At 67.1% G+C, this 16,602-nt stretch carries 18 protein-coding genes and 1 pseudogene; 10 read left to right on the forward strand and 9 right to left on the reverse strand.

Going from position 1 to position 16,602, the window contains the following annotated elements; genetic code table 11:
• The first annotated feature begins 82 nt into the window (after positions 1-82).
• A complete protein-coding gene (locus ACIG5A_RS30795) occupies positions 83-3,181 on the forward strand; it encodes an ATP-binding protein (RefSeq protein WP_397246433.1) in 3,099 nt (1,032 codons plus the stop codon).
• A gap of 84 nt (positions 3,182-3,265) precedes the next feature.
• On the forward strand, positions 3,266-3,904 hold the full coding sequence (locus ACIG5A_RS30800; RefSeq protein WP_397246435.1) for an MBL fold metallo-hydrolase: 639 nt from the start codon (positions 3,266-3,268) through the stop codon (positions 3,902-3,904).
• Here ACIG5A_RS30800 and ACIG5A_RS30805 read toward each other — a convergent pair whose 3' ends face one another.
• From ACIG5A_RS30805 to ACIG5A_RS30830, 6 genes are all read right to left on the reverse strand, one after another.
• Positions 3,905-4,237: a hypothetical protein gene (locus ACIG5A_RS30805; RefSeq protein ID WP_397246438.1), complete on the reverse strand. Its 333-nt coding sequence runs from the start codon at positions 4,235-4,237 to the stop codon at positions 3,905-3,907.
• Between the two features lie 17 nt (positions 4,238-4,254).
• Positions 4,255-4,827, reverse strand: coding sequence for a hypothetical protein (locus ACIG5A_RS30810; RefSeq protein WP_397246440.1), 573 nt, complete (start codon positions 4,825-4,827; stop codon positions 4,255-4,257).
• Between the two features lie 270 nt (positions 4,828-5,097).
• Positions 5,098-6,009 (reverse strand): cytochrome c biogenesis CcdA family protein, encoded by a 912-nt coding sequence (locus ACIG5A_RS30815; RefSeq protein WP_397246442.1) that lies wholly within the window; start codon positions 6,007-6,009, stop codon positions 5,098-5,100.
• The gene (locus ACIG5A_RS30820; RefSeq protein WP_397246445.1) at positions 6,006-6,794 is read right to left on the reverse strand and encodes a DsbA family protein; all 789 of its coding nucleotides are present in this window, start codon (positions 6,792-6,794) and stop codon (positions 6,006-6,008) included. Before ACIG5A_RS30820 ends, ACIG5A_RS30815 begins: the two co-directional genes overlap by 4 nt.
• 87 nt (positions 6,795-6,881) lie before the next feature.
• Entirely contained in the window at positions 6,882-7,322 is a 441-nt protein-coding gene (locus ACIG5A_RS30825) for a hypothetical protein (protein ID WP_397246447.1), read from the reverse strand.
• A 41-nt stretch (positions 7,323-7,363) separates the two neighbouring features.
• Complete coding sequence (locus tag ACIG5A_RS30830) at positions 7,364-8,281, reverse strand: LysR family transcriptional regulator (protein WP_397246450.1); 918 nt, start codon at positions 8,279-8,281, stop codon at positions 7,364-7,366.
• An 87-nt stretch (positions 8,282-8,368) separates the two neighbouring features.
• Between ACIG5A_RS30830 and ACIG5A_RS30835 the strand changes: the two genes are divergently transcribed.
• Both ACIG5A_RS30835 and ACIG5A_RS30840 read left to right on the forward strand, forming a co-directional pair.
• Positions 8,369-9,706, forward strand: coding sequence for an aspartate aminotransferase family protein (locus tag ACIG5A_RS30835; RefSeq protein ID WP_397246452.1), 1,338 nt, complete (start codon positions 8,369-8,371; stop codon positions 9,704-9,706).
• A 64-nt stretch (positions 9,707-9,770) separates the two neighbouring features.
• Positions 9,771-11,120, forward strand: a complete 1,350-nt coding sequence (locus ACIG5A_RS30840; protein ID WP_397246455.1) for a cytochrome P450 — start codon at positions 9,771-9,773, stop codon at positions 11,118-11,120.
• A 21-nt stretch (positions 11,121-11,141) separates the two neighbouring features.
• On the opposite strand, the gene ACIG5A_RS30845 is transcribed toward ACIG5A_RS30840, so the two are convergent.
• On the reverse strand, positions 11,142-11,462 hold the full coding sequence (locus ACIG5A_RS30845) for a hypothetical protein (RefSeq protein WP_397246457.1): 321 nt from the start codon (positions 11,460-11,462) through the stop codon (positions 11,142-11,144).
• Between the two features lie 224 nt (positions 11,463-11,686).
• Between ACIG5A_RS30845 and ACIG5A_RS30850 the strand changes: the two genes are divergently transcribed.
• The 4 genes and pseudogenes from ACIG5A_RS30850 (at position 11,687) to ACIG5A_RS30865 (ending at position 13,384) form a co-directional block, all read left to right on the forward strand.
• A complete protein-coding gene (locus tag ACIG5A_RS30850; protein WP_397246460.1) occupies positions 11,687-12,019 on the forward strand; it encodes a hypothetical protein in 333 nt (110 codons plus the stop codon).
• The gene (locus ACIG5A_RS30855) at positions 12,000-12,530 is read left to right on the forward strand and encodes a DUF6879 family protein (RefSeq protein WP_397246462.1); all 531 of its coding nucleotides are present in this window, start codon (positions 12,000-12,002) and stop codon (positions 12,528-12,530) included. Before ACIG5A_RS30850 ends, ACIG5A_RS30855 begins: the two co-directional genes overlap by 20 nt.
• Positions 12,527-12,718, forward strand: a pseudogene (locus ACIG5A_RS30860) (helix-turn-helix domain-containing protein); the annotation flags it as partial. The gene ACIG5A_RS30855 and the pseudogene ACIG5A_RS30860, both read left to right, overlap by 4 nt.
• 12 nt (positions 12,719-12,730) lie before the next feature.
• Positions 12,731-13,384 (forward strand): DUF5753 domain-containing protein, encoded by a 654-nt coding sequence (locus ACIG5A_RS30865; RefSeq protein WP_397247955.1) that lies wholly within the window; start codon positions 12,731-12,733, stop codon positions 13,382-13,384.
• Positions 13,385-13,403: 19 nt separating this feature from the next.
• On the opposite strand, the gene ACIG5A_RS30870 is transcribed toward ACIG5A_RS30865, so the two are convergent.
• Positions 13,404-14,360 carry an alpha/beta hydrolase gene (locus ACIG5A_RS30870; RefSeq protein WP_397246464.1) on the reverse strand — a complete coding sequence of 319 codons (957 nt, stop codon included), beginning with the start codon at positions 14,358-14,360 and terminating at the stop codon, positions 13,404-13,406.
• A 51-nt stretch (positions 14,361-14,411) separates the two neighbouring features.
• Between ACIG5A_RS30870 and ACIG5A_RS30875 the strand changes: the two genes are divergently transcribed.
• Entirely contained in the window at positions 14,412-14,792 is a 381-nt protein-coding gene (locus tag ACIG5A_RS30875; protein WP_397246466.1) for a MerR family transcriptional regulator, read from the forward strand.
• A 63-nt stretch (positions 14,793-14,855) separates the two neighbouring features.
• Positions 14,856-15,671 (forward strand): carbonic anhydrase, encoded by an 816-nt coding sequence (locus ACIG5A_RS30880; RefSeq protein ID WP_397246468.1) that lies wholly within the window; start codon positions 14,856-14,858, stop codon positions 15,669-15,671.
• A 2-nt stretch (positions 15,672-15,673) separates the two neighbouring features.
• On the opposite strand, the gene ACIG5A_RS30885 is transcribed toward ACIG5A_RS30880, so the two are convergent.
• Positions 15,674-16,492, reverse strand: a complete 819-nt coding sequence (locus ACIG5A_RS30885; RefSeq protein WP_397246470.1) for an acyl-CoA thioesterase — start codon at positions 16,490-16,492, stop codon at positions 15,674-15,676.
• Positions 16,493-16,602 lie beyond the last annotated feature (110 nt).

Here is a 16,602-nt window from a genome sequence, read left to right on the forward strand (position 1 = left end):
GCCCGAGAGGTGAGTACTGACCTGATCACCGGCGATCCGGGTACGGTGGACGGGAGATGCCAACGACCGGGACTCCTTTGTCATGGCGATGATCGGACGCGACCACGCGGCACTGTTGCTGCGGGATGTGTTGCGCCGCACCGTTTCCAGTCACGGGGCGTTGGTGCTGGTCGCCGGCGAGGCGGGAATCGGCAAGACCACGCTCGTCACCGAGGTGGTCGGTGAATTCGACGAGCAGCGGGCGCTGGTGCTCACCGCCACCGCGTGGAACGGCACCGGCACGCCCGGGTTCTGGCCGTGGGTCCAGGTGCTGCGCGGGTTGCGGCGGGTGGTCGCGTCCCGGCAATGGGCCGACGTGGACGAAGCACTGGAAACCGCGCTGTCGATGCTGTTCGGCAGTGTCGAGCAGGAGGCGCGGACGGGCAGTGATATCACGCTGTTCCGTATCGGCGACGCGGTGACCGAGGCGCTGGTCGCCGCCTCCGCGCTCCGGCCGGTCTTCGTGGTGATCGACGATCTGCATCGGGCCGATCCGGAATCGGTCGAACTGCTCGCGTTCGTCGCGCGACATTCGTGGTTCGAGCGGCTCGCGATCGTCGCGACGGTGCGCGACACCGAGGCGCTCGCCGATACGCATCCATTGCGAGATGCGTTGGGCGAGTTGGCGACCGGCGCCAGGAGCATCGACCTGACCGGCCTGTCCGAAGGTCAGACCGCGACGGTGGTCGCCGCCGTCACCGGCCGCCGTCCCCCTGCCGAGGTCACGCGAACCATGCATGTCCTCACCGGCGGCAACCCCTTCCTCGTCGAACAGGCGGCGCGGCTGTGGGATTCGGGCAATCCCCTTGATGCGCTGAGCCCCGGCGTGCGGCACACCCTCGATGCCCGGTTGGCCGTGCTATCTGCCGCCGCGGTGGACGCACTGACCACGGCCGCGCTCCTCGGCCGTGAGTTCAGCGCACCACTCCTGGCATCGGCCACCGGGCAGGAGGTGAACGGCCCACTCGCGGCCGCCGCCCGTGCCCGGCTGGTGACCCAGCCCGACCCCGATCACCACGCGTTCGTGCACGACCTGATCCGGGAGGCGCTGATCTCCCGCCTCAGCACGTCGGAGACGCGAAAACGCCACGCCGCCATCGTGTCCGCGCTCGAGCGGCTACCGGTCGAGCCGGGGACCATGCGCGATCTGGCGCACCATGCCTATCTGGCCGCCGACGCGATCGATGCCGAGCGGGCACTGCGCTACCTGCTCGACGCGGCGGCCAACGCGTGCGGCAGGCTGGCCTCGGGCGAGGTCGCACAGCACTACCGGCGCGCGCTCACCCTCATCGAGGAAGATCGGACCGAGTTGCGCGGCGAGGTCGGCCTGGGTTTGGCCGCCGCGTACATCAGAACCGGCAAGCTGGCGACCGCGAGACACACCTACGAAACCCTGCTCGTCCAGGCCAGAAGTACCTGCGGGGCAGCACTTTTCGCGCGCGCCGTACTCGGATTGCACGACCTCGGACTGCCCGATCCCGAGCACGATGCCGAGCGCCAGACCGAACTGATGGACCAGGCGCACCGCATGCTGGTCGCCGAACGCCCCCACAGCGATCCGCTGGCAGTCCAGGTGCTTGCCGCCGCGACCCGGGTTCGGGTGCACACCACCACCGCTCTGCGCAGACCCGAGGTGGGTGAGATGAGCGCCGAGGTGCTGCGCCTGGCCAGGCAATCCGGCGACAACGACACGCTCGCGGCGGGCCTGCTCGCCCGGCACGACGCACTCTGGCGCCCCGGCACCGCCGCCGACCGGCTCGCGCTGAGCGAGGAACTCGTCGGGCTCGGCAGGATGGCACGGCGTGACGAGGTCGAATTACAAGGCGAGCTCCTGCGATTCGTCGCACTGCTGGAGCTGGGTGATCCGCGCGTGCACGCCGAGCTCACCGCGTTCAGCGTGCACGCCGACCGGAGCTCGCTGCCTCGATTCCGATTCGTCGCGCTGTCTCGCAGCGGTGCGTTCGATGCGATGCTCGGCCGGTTCGACGATGCCCAGACGAAGATCGACGGCGCCTACGCACTGGGTGAGCGGCTCGGCGAAGTGGACCGGATACCGCTGTGGCTCGAACAGCGGTGGGCGCTCGCGCTACTGATGGACGACCCGGTCGAAATGGCACGCCTCGTCGAGCGCTATCGCGAACTGGCGGGCGAATACACCGTGGTCCCCGATCTCATCACCGCGTGCCGGTGCGGCGATGTTGCGCGAATCATGCTGCTGCTCGGCGATGTTCAGGCCCTCTTCGGCAGATACCCGCGGCACTTCCGCGCCGGAATACTGGCGGCGCTCGCCCATGCCGCGATCGTGGTGGACGACCCGGAACTGCGAAAGTCGGTGCGGGAGTGCCTTATCCCGCTGCGTGGGTTATGGGCGGTGGTCGCGGGCGGCGGCGCGTGCTACGGGCCCTACGGCTACTGGCTCGGCCGAGTCGCCGCGGCGATGGGCGATCTCGACACCGCCGCCGCCGAACTGCGCGCCGCGGCGGAATCGGCCAAGTTGCTGCGAGCGCGCCCGTGGCTGTCCGCCGCCGAACATCAGCTCCGGCTGCTCACCCACGGTCGGCCACCACCACCGCCACAACGGGCTGTTCCGCTGCCCGACAATGAATTCCGGCTCGACGCGGCAGTGTGGACTTTGCGCTTTGCCGACCGCACTGTCCGGCTGCCCGACGCCAAGGGATTGCGCGACCTGCATGTCCTTCTCGGCCATCCCGGTTACGATATTCCCTCGCTCGAGCTGTTCGGCGCAGCCGACGCCGCGACGCTGCGCGCGGCCCGATCGCTCGGCGCCGATCCGGTACTCGACGAGCAGGCGAAGTCGGCCTACCGCCGTCGCCTGAGCACCCTCGACGCCGAGATCGATCGCGCCGCCGAACTCGGCGCCGACGATCGGGCCGCCGAACTCGACCGCGAGCGCACGGCCCTGCTCGACGAACTGCGCCGCGCCGCCGGACTGGCGGGCAGACCACGGCGATTGGGCGACGATGCCGAGCGGGCGCGCAAGACCGTCTCCGCGCGCGTCCGCGATGCCATGCGCCGGATCGACCGACTGCACCCCGAGCTCGCCGAGCATCTGCGCGCGAGCGTGTCCCTCGGTGTGGTCTGCCGTTACGCACCGCATCGCGAGGTGCGCTGGGCGCTGTGATCCGAACTAGCGGTGCGAGATCCGATCTCGCGCCTTCCCGGTGACGGCCGGGTGCTCCGGCCGCAGCGTCAGGAAGGAAGAGTCATGAGGCAAGTCGCCGCCGATCTCTGGGAAACCGAGACGGAGAGCCCGTTCCCCGGTCTCACCACGCACGCCTATCTGTGGACGACACCTGAGGGGAATGTGTTGTTCTACAACACCACACACGCCGCGGAGATCGATGCGATGGCCGAACTCGGCGGGGTGGCGCACCACTACCTGAGCCACCGCGACGAGATCGCGCCGTCGCTGGCCACCATCCGGGAACGCTTCGGTGCGAAGCTACATATTCACAAGGCCGATGCGGGCGAGGTCAGCCAGACCATGGTGGACGATGCGTTCGACACCCGGCACACAGCCGTCGCGGGTCTCGAGGTGATCCCGGCGCCCGGTCACACTCCGGGCAGCGCCCTGTACCAGGCCACCATCGGCGGACGTCGCTATCTGTTCACCGGCGATACGCTTATCCACACCGAAGCGGACGCATGGTGGCCCGGCTATCTGGAAGGCCATAGCAACCGCGAAACGTTGTTGTCCACCCTTGATCTGATGACCGGGCTCACCCCGGAAGTGGTCGTTTCCAGCGCCTTCCAGGGCGACTCCGGCGTCACCGAGATCGCCGGAGGCACCTGGGCCGATGGCGTCACCGCCGCTCGCCGTGCACTGGCCGAGGCGGCTGGCTGATCAGAGGCCGGTGGTCAGCTTGACCACCACCTTCTCCTGGGTGACTTCCTGCACGGTGATGTTGAGGCCGTTGGCGGGCTGGGTTTCCCCGACCGGCACGTTGACCTCCTGGCCGCCGACGCGGAGCGTGACCGTATTACCGTTCACGGCAACGAGTTCCGCATCGACGCCGAGGATGTTGGCCTTGGCGTTCACGCCGCGGGTGAAGGTGACCGTGCAACCGCTGACGGCGCAGTCCGACTGGTAGCCGGGGCCCTCAGCGGTGCATGCGGCCGCCACGAGCGGGGTGAGCAGGGCGAATGCGCAGAGGGCTACCGTCCGTCGGAAAGGCATGCGGCCCAGTGTAGAGCTCAGCGCGCATCGGGCCGGTGCGTCAGCCAGCGCGAGGTGCTCGGCAGGAAGGCCAGTATCAGCGTGGCCACGTTGAATGCGACGCCGATGATGGCGAGACCGGTCAGATCCCAGGTCACCGTGACCGTCGCGTCGGCAGGGGCGCCTGCGGTGGTGTGGTTGTAGTTGGCGATGCTGATGCCGATCGACGCGATCAGCGTGCCGACACCGCCGATGCCGATCAGCACGCGCGAGATCTTCTTGCGGGTGAGCAACAGGATCCCGCCGATCAGCAGCAGCGCCGCGAAGGCCACCGACACGTAGAGCGCGATCTGGATTTTGCGCCAGAACCCGCTCGGGTCCCACTCGGGATTGCTGTCGATCAGCGGAATGGCGATCGCGCCGAACAGGCCGCGCAGGCCGCCGAGGATGGACAGCACGGCGGCGAGGATCGCGGTGACCGCGCTCGGCGACGGCCGAAACGGCTGCTGCTGTGGATAGTTCGGCCGTTGTGGATAGTTCGGATACTGCGGCGCCTGTCCGTATCCGGGTGGCGGTGGATAAGTGGGACGATGGAATTGTGGGTCGGTCAACTACTACTCCCCATTGGATACCCGACACACATCCTGCGGTCTCGATGCGTCATCGAGTCGATGCGCTGATTCTTGCGATATTCGTTTCCCCGCGGCGCCGAACGACGATTCGGCACCGGACCACTGCCGCACCATGATCCACGCGGCCTCCAACCGCACAAGCACAGTGCCAGACGCCGATAAACGGCGAATATGCGGCGCCGCAACGCCAGTGGGCGGCACGCGCCCCCGCCATCCTCGAATCGCGAGGTGGCAGGGGCATTTCGCGGCTCAACGCCGAGCGTTCTCCGCTTGCTCGGCGCCGTCGGATTTCTCAGCAGCGCTGTCGGATTTCTCAGCGCCGTCGGATTCGTCGGCCGCATGCTGATCGCGCAGCAGCCACCACGCCGCACCTATCAGCGCGACCACACCGATGAACAGCAGCACCGTGGTGTTGGAGATGGCGTCGCCGAACTCCTTCACCTTGTTCTCCAGCGCGAATTCGGTATCGGCGCCGAGTAATCCTGGCAGCGCCGAAGCGCCGTCGTACCGCAGGAAGAGCACACCAAGCAGGATGAAGAACAGTCCGGAGACCAGCGAGGTGGTGTGCAGCTGGAGCCGGCCGACACCGATCGAACGCCCGCGCAGCCAGCGCTTGCGGCCGAGATCGAAACGGTCCCACAGCAATGCGAGGACGAACAGCGGCACCGACATCCCCAGCGCGTAGACGGCGAGCAGAAAGCCACCGTGCACGGGTGATCCGCCGACCGCCGCCACGGTGAGGATCGAGCCGAGAATCGGCCCGGCGCAGAATCCGGCCAGCCCGTAGACCATGCCGAGCAGGTACACCGCTCCGGCCTGCTCCGGCCGCCCTTGCCTGGCGGCGGCACGCTGCGCGAAGCCGACGGCGAAACCACGGCCGACGATCTGCAGCACACCCATCGCGATGATCGTCCAGCCGCCGATGGCCACCAGCAGGTCTCGATGGCCGACGAACAACTTGCCCGCGAAAGACCCTGCGGCGCCGAGCGGAACGAGCGTGGTGGCCAGGCCGAGATAGAACAATCCGGTGCGGGCGAACAGCTTTCCGCGCGAACTGAACGAGTACGCGAAGAAGCTCGGCAGCAGCAGCGCGCTGCACGGGCTCAGCAGCGCGAGCAATCCGCCGAGGAACGCGGCGAAATACCCGATGCCGCTGGTCATTTCCCGACCGCCTCGCCACCCTTGCGCGCGGCGTCGATGAGCGCGCGGAACTGTTCGATCGGCTGCGCGCCGAGCAGCGGCCTGCCGTTGATCAGGAACGCGGGCGTCGAGGTGACGCCGAGCTGATAACCCTCGGTCATATCGCGCTGCACGGCCGCCTTGGCCGCATCGGATTCGGCGTCGGCGCGGAACTTGGCGATATCGGGGACACCCGCCTGTTCCGCCAGTTCGGCGAGCCGGTCCGGCGTCAGCACCCCGGTGTTCTTCTTCTCCGGCCGGTTCTCGAACAGGGTCTTGTGGAATTCCCAGAACCGGCCCTGCTGCCCGGCCGCCCACGCGGCCTGTGCCGCGCCCTCGGACTCCTTGCCGAAGATCGGGAAGTTGCGCCATTCGATCCGTAACGCGCCCTGCTCGACGTACTGGGTGATCAGCTCGGGTTCGGACTTCAGCGCGAACTGCCCGCAGTAGGGACATTGGAAGTCGGAGTATTCGATCATCACCACCGGCGCGTTCGCGGGTCCGATGGCGAGGCCGTCGTTGCCGTCGCGGCGGGCCAGCTTGGCCAGCTCACGGAACTGGTCGTCGTAGGCGGAGGCGGCCGGTTTCGCATCCTCGGCGCGCTTGGCGTCGGAGCGGCTGTTGAGCTGGATGATCGCGAAGACGAGCAGGACGGCGGCCGCGAGCAGCGCGGCGGCTCCCGCCAGCTTCCTGTTGCGCGAATTGGGGCGTGGCCTGCGCTTTTTCGAGGGGAGACGACGGCGTGCGGAATCGACTCGACGGGACATGGGTGCTCCTGACGGCCCACTGCCGATGTGGCGCGGGCTAGATGTGCGAAAGAAGGACGACAGACGACCGGGATCCGGCCGGGTCGTCTAAATGCGCAGCACCGTCGTCAGATGTGGCGCGGGCACCGGGTGGGGCGACCCGGTGTGTCCCTCGTCGGCAGACAGCGACCAGAACACCTGGTCGGTGCCGAGCCCCTTGGCACGCAACGCGGCGGGCAGTTGCTGCGTATTGTCCCGCTGAGCGGCGGCGGGCAGGGTCGGTGTTGCGGCGTCGTTCGGTCCCTTACGGCAACTCGGCGAGCCCTCGATGGCCCTCGGCACATCGGGCGCCGGTGCGGCGGCGGTGATCGGCATCCGTGCGATTTCGGACAAGCCGGACAGCGGCGCGCCTTCCGTCGATACCCCTTGTGGTAGTAGGCATCCGAGGATCACACCGGCAAGGCCGAGCACGGCGAGCATAATGACACCCAGTCCACAACGGCGTGCCCGCGCGCGATCGCGCGGCGTCACATCGGGCAGGGAGGTCACGCCCGCACGATACCGGATGCTGCTGAACGGTAGTAACCGCACTATTGCTGATCAGCGCCGATACCGCTCAGCGCAGGCAGGTCGGTATGCCTGCGCAGTGCGTCGAGCACCATCGTGACGGCGGCGCGCGGCGGCGAGCCGTGCCGGACGACGGCGGTGATGCTGCGAGTGATCGGATCGGCGAGTTCGCGGATGGTGACGCGATAGCGGGGATCGACGGCGAGGCCGGGCAGCAGCGCGATCGAAAGACCCGCCTCCACGTGCTGCAGCGTCATCAGATAGTTGTTGAACCGGCAGACCACGCGCGGCTCGAAGCCGGACTCGCGGCAGAGGCGAGTGGCCAGGTTGGCCATGTAGGACTGTGGCATGTCGAATGCCCACGGTTCCTCGGCATAGGCGGCGAGATCGGCGGGGCCGCGGGCCGCCCGATCCTGCGGGAGAACAAGGACGATCGGGTCGGTCGTGAGCGCGACGATATCGACATCGGGCCCGAGCGGCTGTTCGACGAAGTCGGTGGTGGTGATGACGATGTCGGCAGCACCGCCCCGTAGCGCGGGCAGGCTCTCGTGCGGCTCCAGCTCCAGCAGTTCGACCTCCAGATGCGGATGCCGGTCCGCGAGCCAGCGCACCGCGGGTACCGCCATGGGGTGGATGGCGCTCTGGAACGCGCCGACCCGGACCAGTCCGACCGGCTCGTCGCCGAGGCTGCGCAGCTCCGCTTCGACGCCGTCCATGTGGTCGAGGATCGCCCTGGCCCGGCGGGCCAGTATCAGCCCGGCCGGGGTGAGCCGGACCCGGCGGCCGGTGCGTTCCAGCAGCTGGGTGCGTGTTTCCGCTTCCAGCACCGCGAGCTGCTGCGACACGCTCGACGCGCTCAGGTTGGCCGCCTGCGCGACCGCACGGACGGTGCCGAGCGAATCGAGTTGGCTGAGCAGCCGCAGCCGCCAGGGGTTCAGCATGCCCCCATTGTTGTACGGCTCAGCCGAACAGCACAGCCGGAATTGTGAGATGGACGTGATGCTCGCGGCGCCCTTACCGTCGAAGACATGGCCGCTCCCATCGCTTCCTCCGCCACCGCCACCGAGGCCTTCTGGGCCGACGCCGATCGTCATCTCGTGCGCTACTCGGGCGCGGGCGATTTCACCCGCGAGATCATCACCCGCGCCGCGGGCAGCTTCGTGTACACCGAAAGCGGAAGGGAGATATTGGATTTCACCTCCGGTCAGATGAGCGCGATTCTCGGACACGCACATCCGGAGATCGTCGCCACCGTGCGCAGCCAGGTCGGCGAACTCGACCACCTGTTCAGCGGCATGCTGAGCCGCCCGGTGGTAGACCTCGCGCGCAGGCTGGCCGAATCGCTGCCCGATCCGTTGACGAAGGCGCTGCTGCTCACCACCGGCGCCGAATCTAACGAGGCCGCGCTGCGAATGGCCAAGCTGGTCACCGGGAAACACGAGATCGTCTCGTTCGCCCGCTCCTGGCACGGCATGACCCAGGCGGCGGCGAGCGCCACCTACAGCGCGGGACGCAAAGGTTATGGCCCGTCGGCGCCGGGCAACTTCGCCATCCCGGTCCCCAACGCCTACCGGCCCGACTTCACCACGGCCGATGGCGAATTCGACTGGCGCCGCCAGCTCGACTACGCCTTCGACATGATCGACGCCCAGTCGGTGGGCAGCCTGGCCGCCTGCCTGGTCGAGCCGATCCTCAGCTCGGGCGGCGTTGTCGAACCGCCGCGCGGCTATTTCGCCGCCCTGCAACAGAAGTGCCGCGAGCGCGGCATGCTGCTCATCCTCGACGAAGCGCAAACGGGCCTGTGCCGCACCGGATCCTGGTATGCGTTCGAGCGCGACGGCGTCGTCCCTGACATCCTCACCCTGTCCAAGACGCTCGGTGCCGGACTGCCGCTCGCCGCGGTGATCACCAGTGCCGCAATCGAACAGGAGGCGCACGAGCGTGGCTTCCTGTTCTTCACCACTCATGTCTCGGACCCGCTTGTCGCCGCCGTCGGCAACACCGTGCTCGACGTACTCACCCGTGACCACCTCGACGAGCGCGCCACCGAGCTCGGCCGGTTCCTGCGCGCCGGACTGGAGCGAATCGCCGAGCGGCACAGCGTGGTCGGCGATATCCGCGGCCGCGGCCTGCTCGCCGGCCTCGAACTGGTCGTCGACCGCGAAACCAAGCGGGGCTCCGACGAGCTCGGCGCACTGGTCACCCGCCGCTGCCTGGAATTGGGCCTGCACATGAACATCGTCCAGCTTCCCGGCATGGGCGGTACCTTCCGCATCGCCCCACCCCTCACCGCCACCGAAGACGAACTGTCCATGGGCTTGGCCATCCTCGACCAGGCGATCGGCGACGCCGTCATCAAGCTCTGACACGTTTTGTCACACAGGGTTTCGCGTACTTGCACGCGGTGCCGGTAGCGGGGAGCATGGCCATGTGGCTGCCACGCCGATCCCCGGTCCCCACGTCGACGGCGACGGCCTCGCCGACATCGTGGCCGCAGGCGGGCTGCACAACTATCAGCTGAAGCTGCACGCCGAGTACGGCCCAGTGGTTCTGTTCCGGCTGCCCGGCGCGGAGACGGCGGTGTCGATCGCCGACCCGGTACTGCTCGAGGCGACGGCGAAGCTCGATGAGCGACCACGGAAGCTGTTCGAATTCCTTGCCTCGATGCAGGAGTCGGGCAACCTCCAGACGATCCCCGCGCAGGAGCACACGCCGTGGCGACGGGTGCTGCTGTCGGTTCTGGCCGGACGTCCTTCGCACGAGGCGCATTTCGGCCGGTTCGTCACGCTCACCCGCGAACTCGCCGATGAGTGGGCCGACGCGGCGGCGTGCGGCCCGATCGCGTCGCAGCAGAGCCTCTCCGCGCTGTCGCTGCGTATGATCTGCGACTACGCGCTCGGCAGCGGTATCGGCTCCCCGGAACAGGCGGGGCGGATCGTTGCGGCGTTCGAGGACGTGCTCACCGAGCAACTGGGGCGGCTGTACGCGGCGGAAGCGCCGGGCACCTACGAGGAACGCGAGGACCGCGCGCAGCGGGCGCTGACGTATTTGCGGGCCACCGTGGACGATGTGCTCGCCACGCATCGGGTGGGCGATGGGCAGCCGAGCGAGGGTAGCGACCTGATCGCCGCGCTGGCCGCGGCGGGCCACTCCCCGCCGCGCATCCGCGATTCGGTGCTGATGACCATGCTCGCCGCGCACCACACCACCGGCGTCGCCGTCTCCTGGACGCTGTACCTGCTGGCGCTGCACCCCGACGCGGCCGACCGCGTCGCCGAAGAACTCGTCCGCGTCCTCGGCGACCGCCCCGCTCCCGACTACGCGGACCTGAAACACCTGACCTACCTGACTACGGTGCTCGAGGAATCGATGCGGCTCTACCCGCCGGGCCCCTACGGTGCACGCGAAGTCACCGAAGACCTTCGCGTCGGCGAATACACGATCCCCGCCGGAGCCACCATCTTCTACCCCATCTGGGCCGTGCACACGAACCCCGAATACTGGCCGGACCCCACGGTTTTCCGCCCTGAACGGTTCGCCACACACCCGAGCCCCGAACGCCCCAGGCTCGCCTACATCCCCTTCGGATTCGGCCCACGCAGCTGCGAAGGCGCCTCCCTCGCCATGGTCGAGGCCAAACTGATCCTGGCCGTCCTGGCCAAACGATTCCGCTTCGAGCCGGCCGACGATCACCCGGTGATCCCCGTCGAACGCTTCGTCCTGTGGGCCGCCGACGACATCCATCTGAACCTCACACAGCGGCGGATGCTCGACACCTGAATGTGCGCGGGCGGTGCACCCTCACCGGCCACGGTCGCGGAAGAACTCGAAATCGTTGGCGCTCACGATCACCGCCGCAACACGGGTGGCGCATTGCATCGGGTCGCAGTCCTCGTGGAAGAGCATTGCCCGTTCGGCGTTGCGTCGGCTCGACACCGGAAAGTGGGGGTTGTCGTGGCGCATCTCCGCACGAATGACCGGCGTCTGCATCAACCGGGCAAGACTGCCCTCCACATCGAACTCGACCGCACCACCAGGGCGAACCAGCGCCGTCGCGCTACCGATCCGCCGCCGCGCGAGCACGTTTGGGTGGGCTTGCTGGACAACAGGTTTCGGTCTCATCGCCACCCCTTCACGTCATCGCTGGCAGGCAGCTCGAGACCGGGAGGATGGTGTAACTCACCGGCCCCGAGCGCCAGATCTGAGGCTAAGGAGCAGAGGTCCCTGCCCACCACGATGTTTCTCGACGTTTCTCCAAGTCCTCCAATTCGTTGACCTGGTACTGCTGATTCATCGACGATTAGGGGCGGAGAAAACCCGCGCAACCTGCTGGACTGGAGGCGCTCATGATGCGTTTGAAGTTCCTCGGCAAGAACACGACCGGAACCCAATCACCCACGCTGTACATCACCGATAGGGGGACGTACGTCGTTCAAGGCTGGCGAACGCTCGACCACCCGGGCGTGATCGAGATTCCCCATCCCCTCCTCGCGTTCCTGGAGCCGGGAACCTGTCTCGGTGCGACACTGACCGATACCGGACACGGCACCTTCACCCTTTCCGGCGAGCCCGTGACAGACCCCGAGACACTTGGCCAGATGGATCTTCCCGCCTACGAAGCGGGTGTCGAAGTCCCTGTGGGACAGGAGATTCGACCCGATGCTGTTGCATCACGGTGAGGATGCCAACCGCCTGTTCCGCAGGGAATGGGCGGTTGCGGTCCACCTCGAACTTCAGGACACCTACTCGACACCGGAGGAGGACGAACCGTTTCGCAAGTTCCTAGCCGACGAACACGACGACTACGCCTGGTTCGCGGGCTGGTGTGCCGTCGTTCGACAGGCAACAGACCAGGGGAAGACCGTTCGTCGGGTTCGTGTTGTCACCGAGCCCCACACGGACTACACGCGTTTCGCTCTCGCCGTCGCGCCGTTGAATATTGCGGCCGGAGAAGACATTCGATACATACCCCGTCACACAATCGGCGGTGAATTGCTCAGTGGAGACGACTGGTGGATCTTCGACGACGATCTGGTCGCGTTCAGTGTGTTCACCCCTGAAGGCGCTGGCGCTGGACTCGCGACGACGACCGATCCTGTTATCGCCGAACATATCCGACGAGTACGGGACCAGGTGTGGCCGTTGGCAATCCCGTATGCCGACTACAGAGCGGTAGCTGCCGAGCAGTGACCGGCCCTGCGCAGCAGTCACGGGAGGCCCTTGGCGGTCAGTTACGTGAGATTCGGAAGGATGCCGGACTGACTGCCAGGGCGCTCGCACTTGTCCAAGGCTGGCCACCTTCGAAGGTTTCGAAGCTCGAACTCGGGAATCAGACACCCAGTGAGAACGACATCCGACTGTGGTGCGATTCCTGCGGTGCGCAACGTCAAATGCCTGACCTGATCGCGGCACTACGCAACCTGCAGGCCGCGTACGTCGAGATCAAGAGAATGCGACTTCCCCACAGACAACGACAGTCGATTACCTGGGAAGCCGACACCAAGCTGATGCGTTGGTACGAGCCGTTTCTGGTGCCAGGGCTTCTCCAAACACCTGCATATGCGCAAGCGATCCTCGGTCGGGTTCTGGACTTCTTCCACGGCACACGCGACGACCTGGAGCCCCTGCTGGCGGCGCGCCTGGAACGGCAGCAGGTCTTGTACCTGGGCGATCATCGGTTCAACTTCGTGATAGCCGAGCAGGTCCTGCACACGACCGTTGGCGACAACGGCACGATGATCGGACAACTGGACAGGCTCCTGATCGCCATGGCCCTGCCGCGCGTGGTGCTCGGCATCATCCCGAGAGACACCGAATTCGTGGTGCCCCTGTCCAACTTCTGCATGTTCGACCGCAAGCGAGTCCTGGTCGAAACCATCACCGCCGAGCTGACCATCACCCGGCCTCGCGAGATCGTGCTGTACGAGAAGAACTTCAAGGCACTGGCCGATCGAGCAGTACGGGGCGACGCCGCACGGGACTTGATCAAAGCGGCCCTGGACCAGCGACAACAGCGAGAAGTCCAGCTTCCGGGCGATCGATGACGCCGCGGTATGGGGTTGATCAGGTGCGGGTGAATGCTTCGGCGAGTATGGTCGCGGCGTCGTGGCGGGCTTTGGCGCTGTCGTCGAAGGGGTGGCGGAGGAATTCGTGGATCATGCCTGGGTAGCGGGTGATGGTGGTGGGGACGCCTGCTTCGGTGAGGCGGTGGCCGTATTGTTCGCCCTCGTCGCGTAGGGCGTCGTATTCGGCGGTGATGATGTGGGTGGCGGGGAGGCCGGTGAGGTCGGGGGCGAGGAGGGGGGAGACGCGGGGGTCTAGTTTTTCGCGTTCGGTGGTCAGGTAGTTGTCCATGAACCAGTGCTGGCCTGCGCGGGTGATGTTGCCGTATTTGCCGGCGAATTCGGTGATGCTGACATTCGTTCGGCGGAAGTCGAGGTCGGGGTAGATGAGGAGTTGGTGGCGCAGGGGCGGGCCGCCCTGGTCGCGTGCCATTCGGGCGACGACGGTGGCCAGGTTGCCGCCCGCGCTGTCGCCCGCGACGGCGATGCGGGTGGCATCGCCGTGGAATTCGGCGGCGTGATCGGCGGCCCACTCGGTCGCGGTGAAGCAGGCGTCGGGTGCTGCCGGGAACTTGTGCTCCGGTGCGCGGGGGTAGTCGACGGCGACGACGAGGCAGCCCGCGCCGTTGGCGAGGCTGCGGCACAGGCCGTCGTGGGTGTCCAGGTCGCCGAGCACGAAGCCGCCGCCGTGGAAGAACATCAGGAGGGGGAATGGTCCGTCGCCGTGCGGGGTGTAGATGCGAACCGGTATCGGTCCGTCGGCGCCTGGAATCGTGCGGTTTTCGACGTGGGCGACCGGTTCCGGTTCGGCGAGCATGGCGATCTGGCGGTGCCAGCCTGCACGGGCCTGCGCGGGTGTAAAGGTATGCAGCGCACCCACATTGGCTTGGGCGAGGCGGTTCAGATAGGCCTGAACCTGGGGGTGCGGGATGGCTTGATCTTCTGGTGTTCCACTCATGCGCCTATCCTCTGACTTGAAGCGTGCTTCAAGTCAAGGAGTTGTTCGGAGATGGTGATGCTCGATATCGCGGAGGTGGCCGAGCAGTCGGGACTGGCGCCCTCGGCGCTGCGGTACTACGAAAAGCGCGGGCTGATCGAGTCGGCGGGCCGCAATGGTCTGCGGCGCACCTTCCGTCCCGATGTGATCGGGCGGCTTGCGCTCGTATCCTGTGCGCGCGCAGCGGGTTTCACTCTGACGCAGATCGGCCGGTTCCTGGTCGCCGCACCCGAGGACACCGAACTGCGCGGTCACCTGGCCGAGAAGGCACGCGAAATCGACGCGGACATCGCCCGCCTCACCCGCATGCGCGACAGCCTCCGGCATGCCGCCGTGTGCACGCACCGGCCGCTCGTCGAATGTCCGGATTTCAAACAGGCCTTTGCGGAGTAGGGATCCGGGGCTTATCGTTGCGTCGACCGAGACGCGAAATCCCTTGACCTAATTTGACATTCGTTGCAAATCGAGCATAGGGCGAATTCTGCGGTCGGCGCCGCATTGCGTCGCCGCTACACCCTCATGATGCTGGCGCTCCTCGCGATTTCCGGCTGTAGTTTGTCCAGTGCCGCGCCGGTCACCAAAGTGGTCGCGTCGCACTGGGATTACGGTGCGGAGGGGCCGGAACACTGGGCCGAGCTCGACAGCAGCTATCGGGTGTGCCGATCGGGCCACGCGCAATCCCCGATCGACCTGCCGAGCCGGGCCATGCTCGATCCGGCCGATCGCATCGGTATCGAATACGGCCCGATTCCGTCGGTCGAACTGGTGAATACCGGACATACGGTGCAGGCGAATCCACCCGCGGGCACCGGGAATCGAATCCTGGTGGACGGCATGCCTTTCGAGCTGGTGCAGTTCCATTTCCACCTACCCGGTGAGCACACCGTCGACGGCGTAGGCGCCACGATGGAGCTCCATCTGGTGCACCGCAACGCGGCAGGCGCGCTGGCGGTGCTCGGTGTGCCGATGCGGCAGGCGCCTGGGCCGTCGGCCTTCGCGCCGATGCTGGCGAACGCACCGGGAAAGCCGGGCGCGAAAGTGACGACAGGGCCGATTGATCCACGTACTTTCCTGCCCGCCGATACCGGTCAATTCCGGTACGTGGGTTCGCTGACCACGCCGCCGTGCAGCGAGGGCGTGCGGTGGATCGTGCTGCGGCATCCGGTCGCGGTCACACCGGAGGAGGCGGGCCGCTATCTGACGCTGTTTCCGCACTCGAATCGGCCGACCCAGCCGCTGAACGGCCGCGTCGTCGCGGTATCCGGGAGCTGAGATCAGTCCTTGAAGTACACCAGCTGATGGCTGGTTGCGAGCATGGCGCCGGAGTCGGTCCACAGCTGGGCGCTCTGGTCGAAGAAGCCGTTGCCGAAGTGCTGCGAGCCCGCGGTGGCGAGCACGGGGCGATCGGATTGGGTGGCGAGCAGCTGCTCGTCGGCGTGGAAGTAGACGGTCATGGAGACCGTGCCCGCGGGCACGATGCGGCCGAGGCGCTGCATCACCCTGGGGAAGAAGACATCACACAGCGCGGTGAGCGCCGGATAGTCCAGCGGGCGCGGCGGCAGGTCGCGTACCCAGAGCGTACTGGTCGAATTGGCTTGTGCGCCGGTCTGACTGGGCAGGCCACCCTGGACGAAGCGCATCTCGTAGTTGTGCGGCCAGGCGAGGAAGTCGGGAATCCGAACGGGTGCGATGGTTTCCGCGGGCGGTGCGGCGGGCGCGTTGACCTCCGTGGCCGTCCAGGTCTGCCTGCGGTTGCCGAAGACGGCTGTGGCGGTGGTGGTTACGGCGCCGTCCTGGATCAGCGATACGGTCCAGTGCTGGGTGCTGCGGTTGGTCCTGGTCGGTTGTGCGGCGATCTCGAAGGGGCCGTCGGTGATCGGGCCCGCGTAGTTGACGGTGAGCGAGATCGGCTCGCCGAGGCGTTGCGGATGCCGCTGGATCGCGCGGAGCGCGGTGGCCGCGGTGATGCCGCCGAACGGGCCGACCATGTTCGCGTACGCGGGCGTGGTGTGCGCGGCGAAGCTGCCCTCGCCGATCGGCTCTAGCTCGATGGCGGCGTCGAACGGGTGGTGCGGGAGCAGCGTTCCGGTCACAGCAGTCAGCGTAGAGGCACTCGTTAGCACACGAAAGCAGGGTCCGGCGAAGGTAATTCACCGGACCCTGCTCGGCGTGTCGGTGGTTGGCGCCGACCCCTCCGCGGCGC

The organism is Nocardia sp. NPDC052566, assembly GCF_044547285.1.
Lineage (GTDB): Bacteria > Actinomycetota > Actinomycetes > Mycobacteriales > Mycobacteriaceae > Nocardia.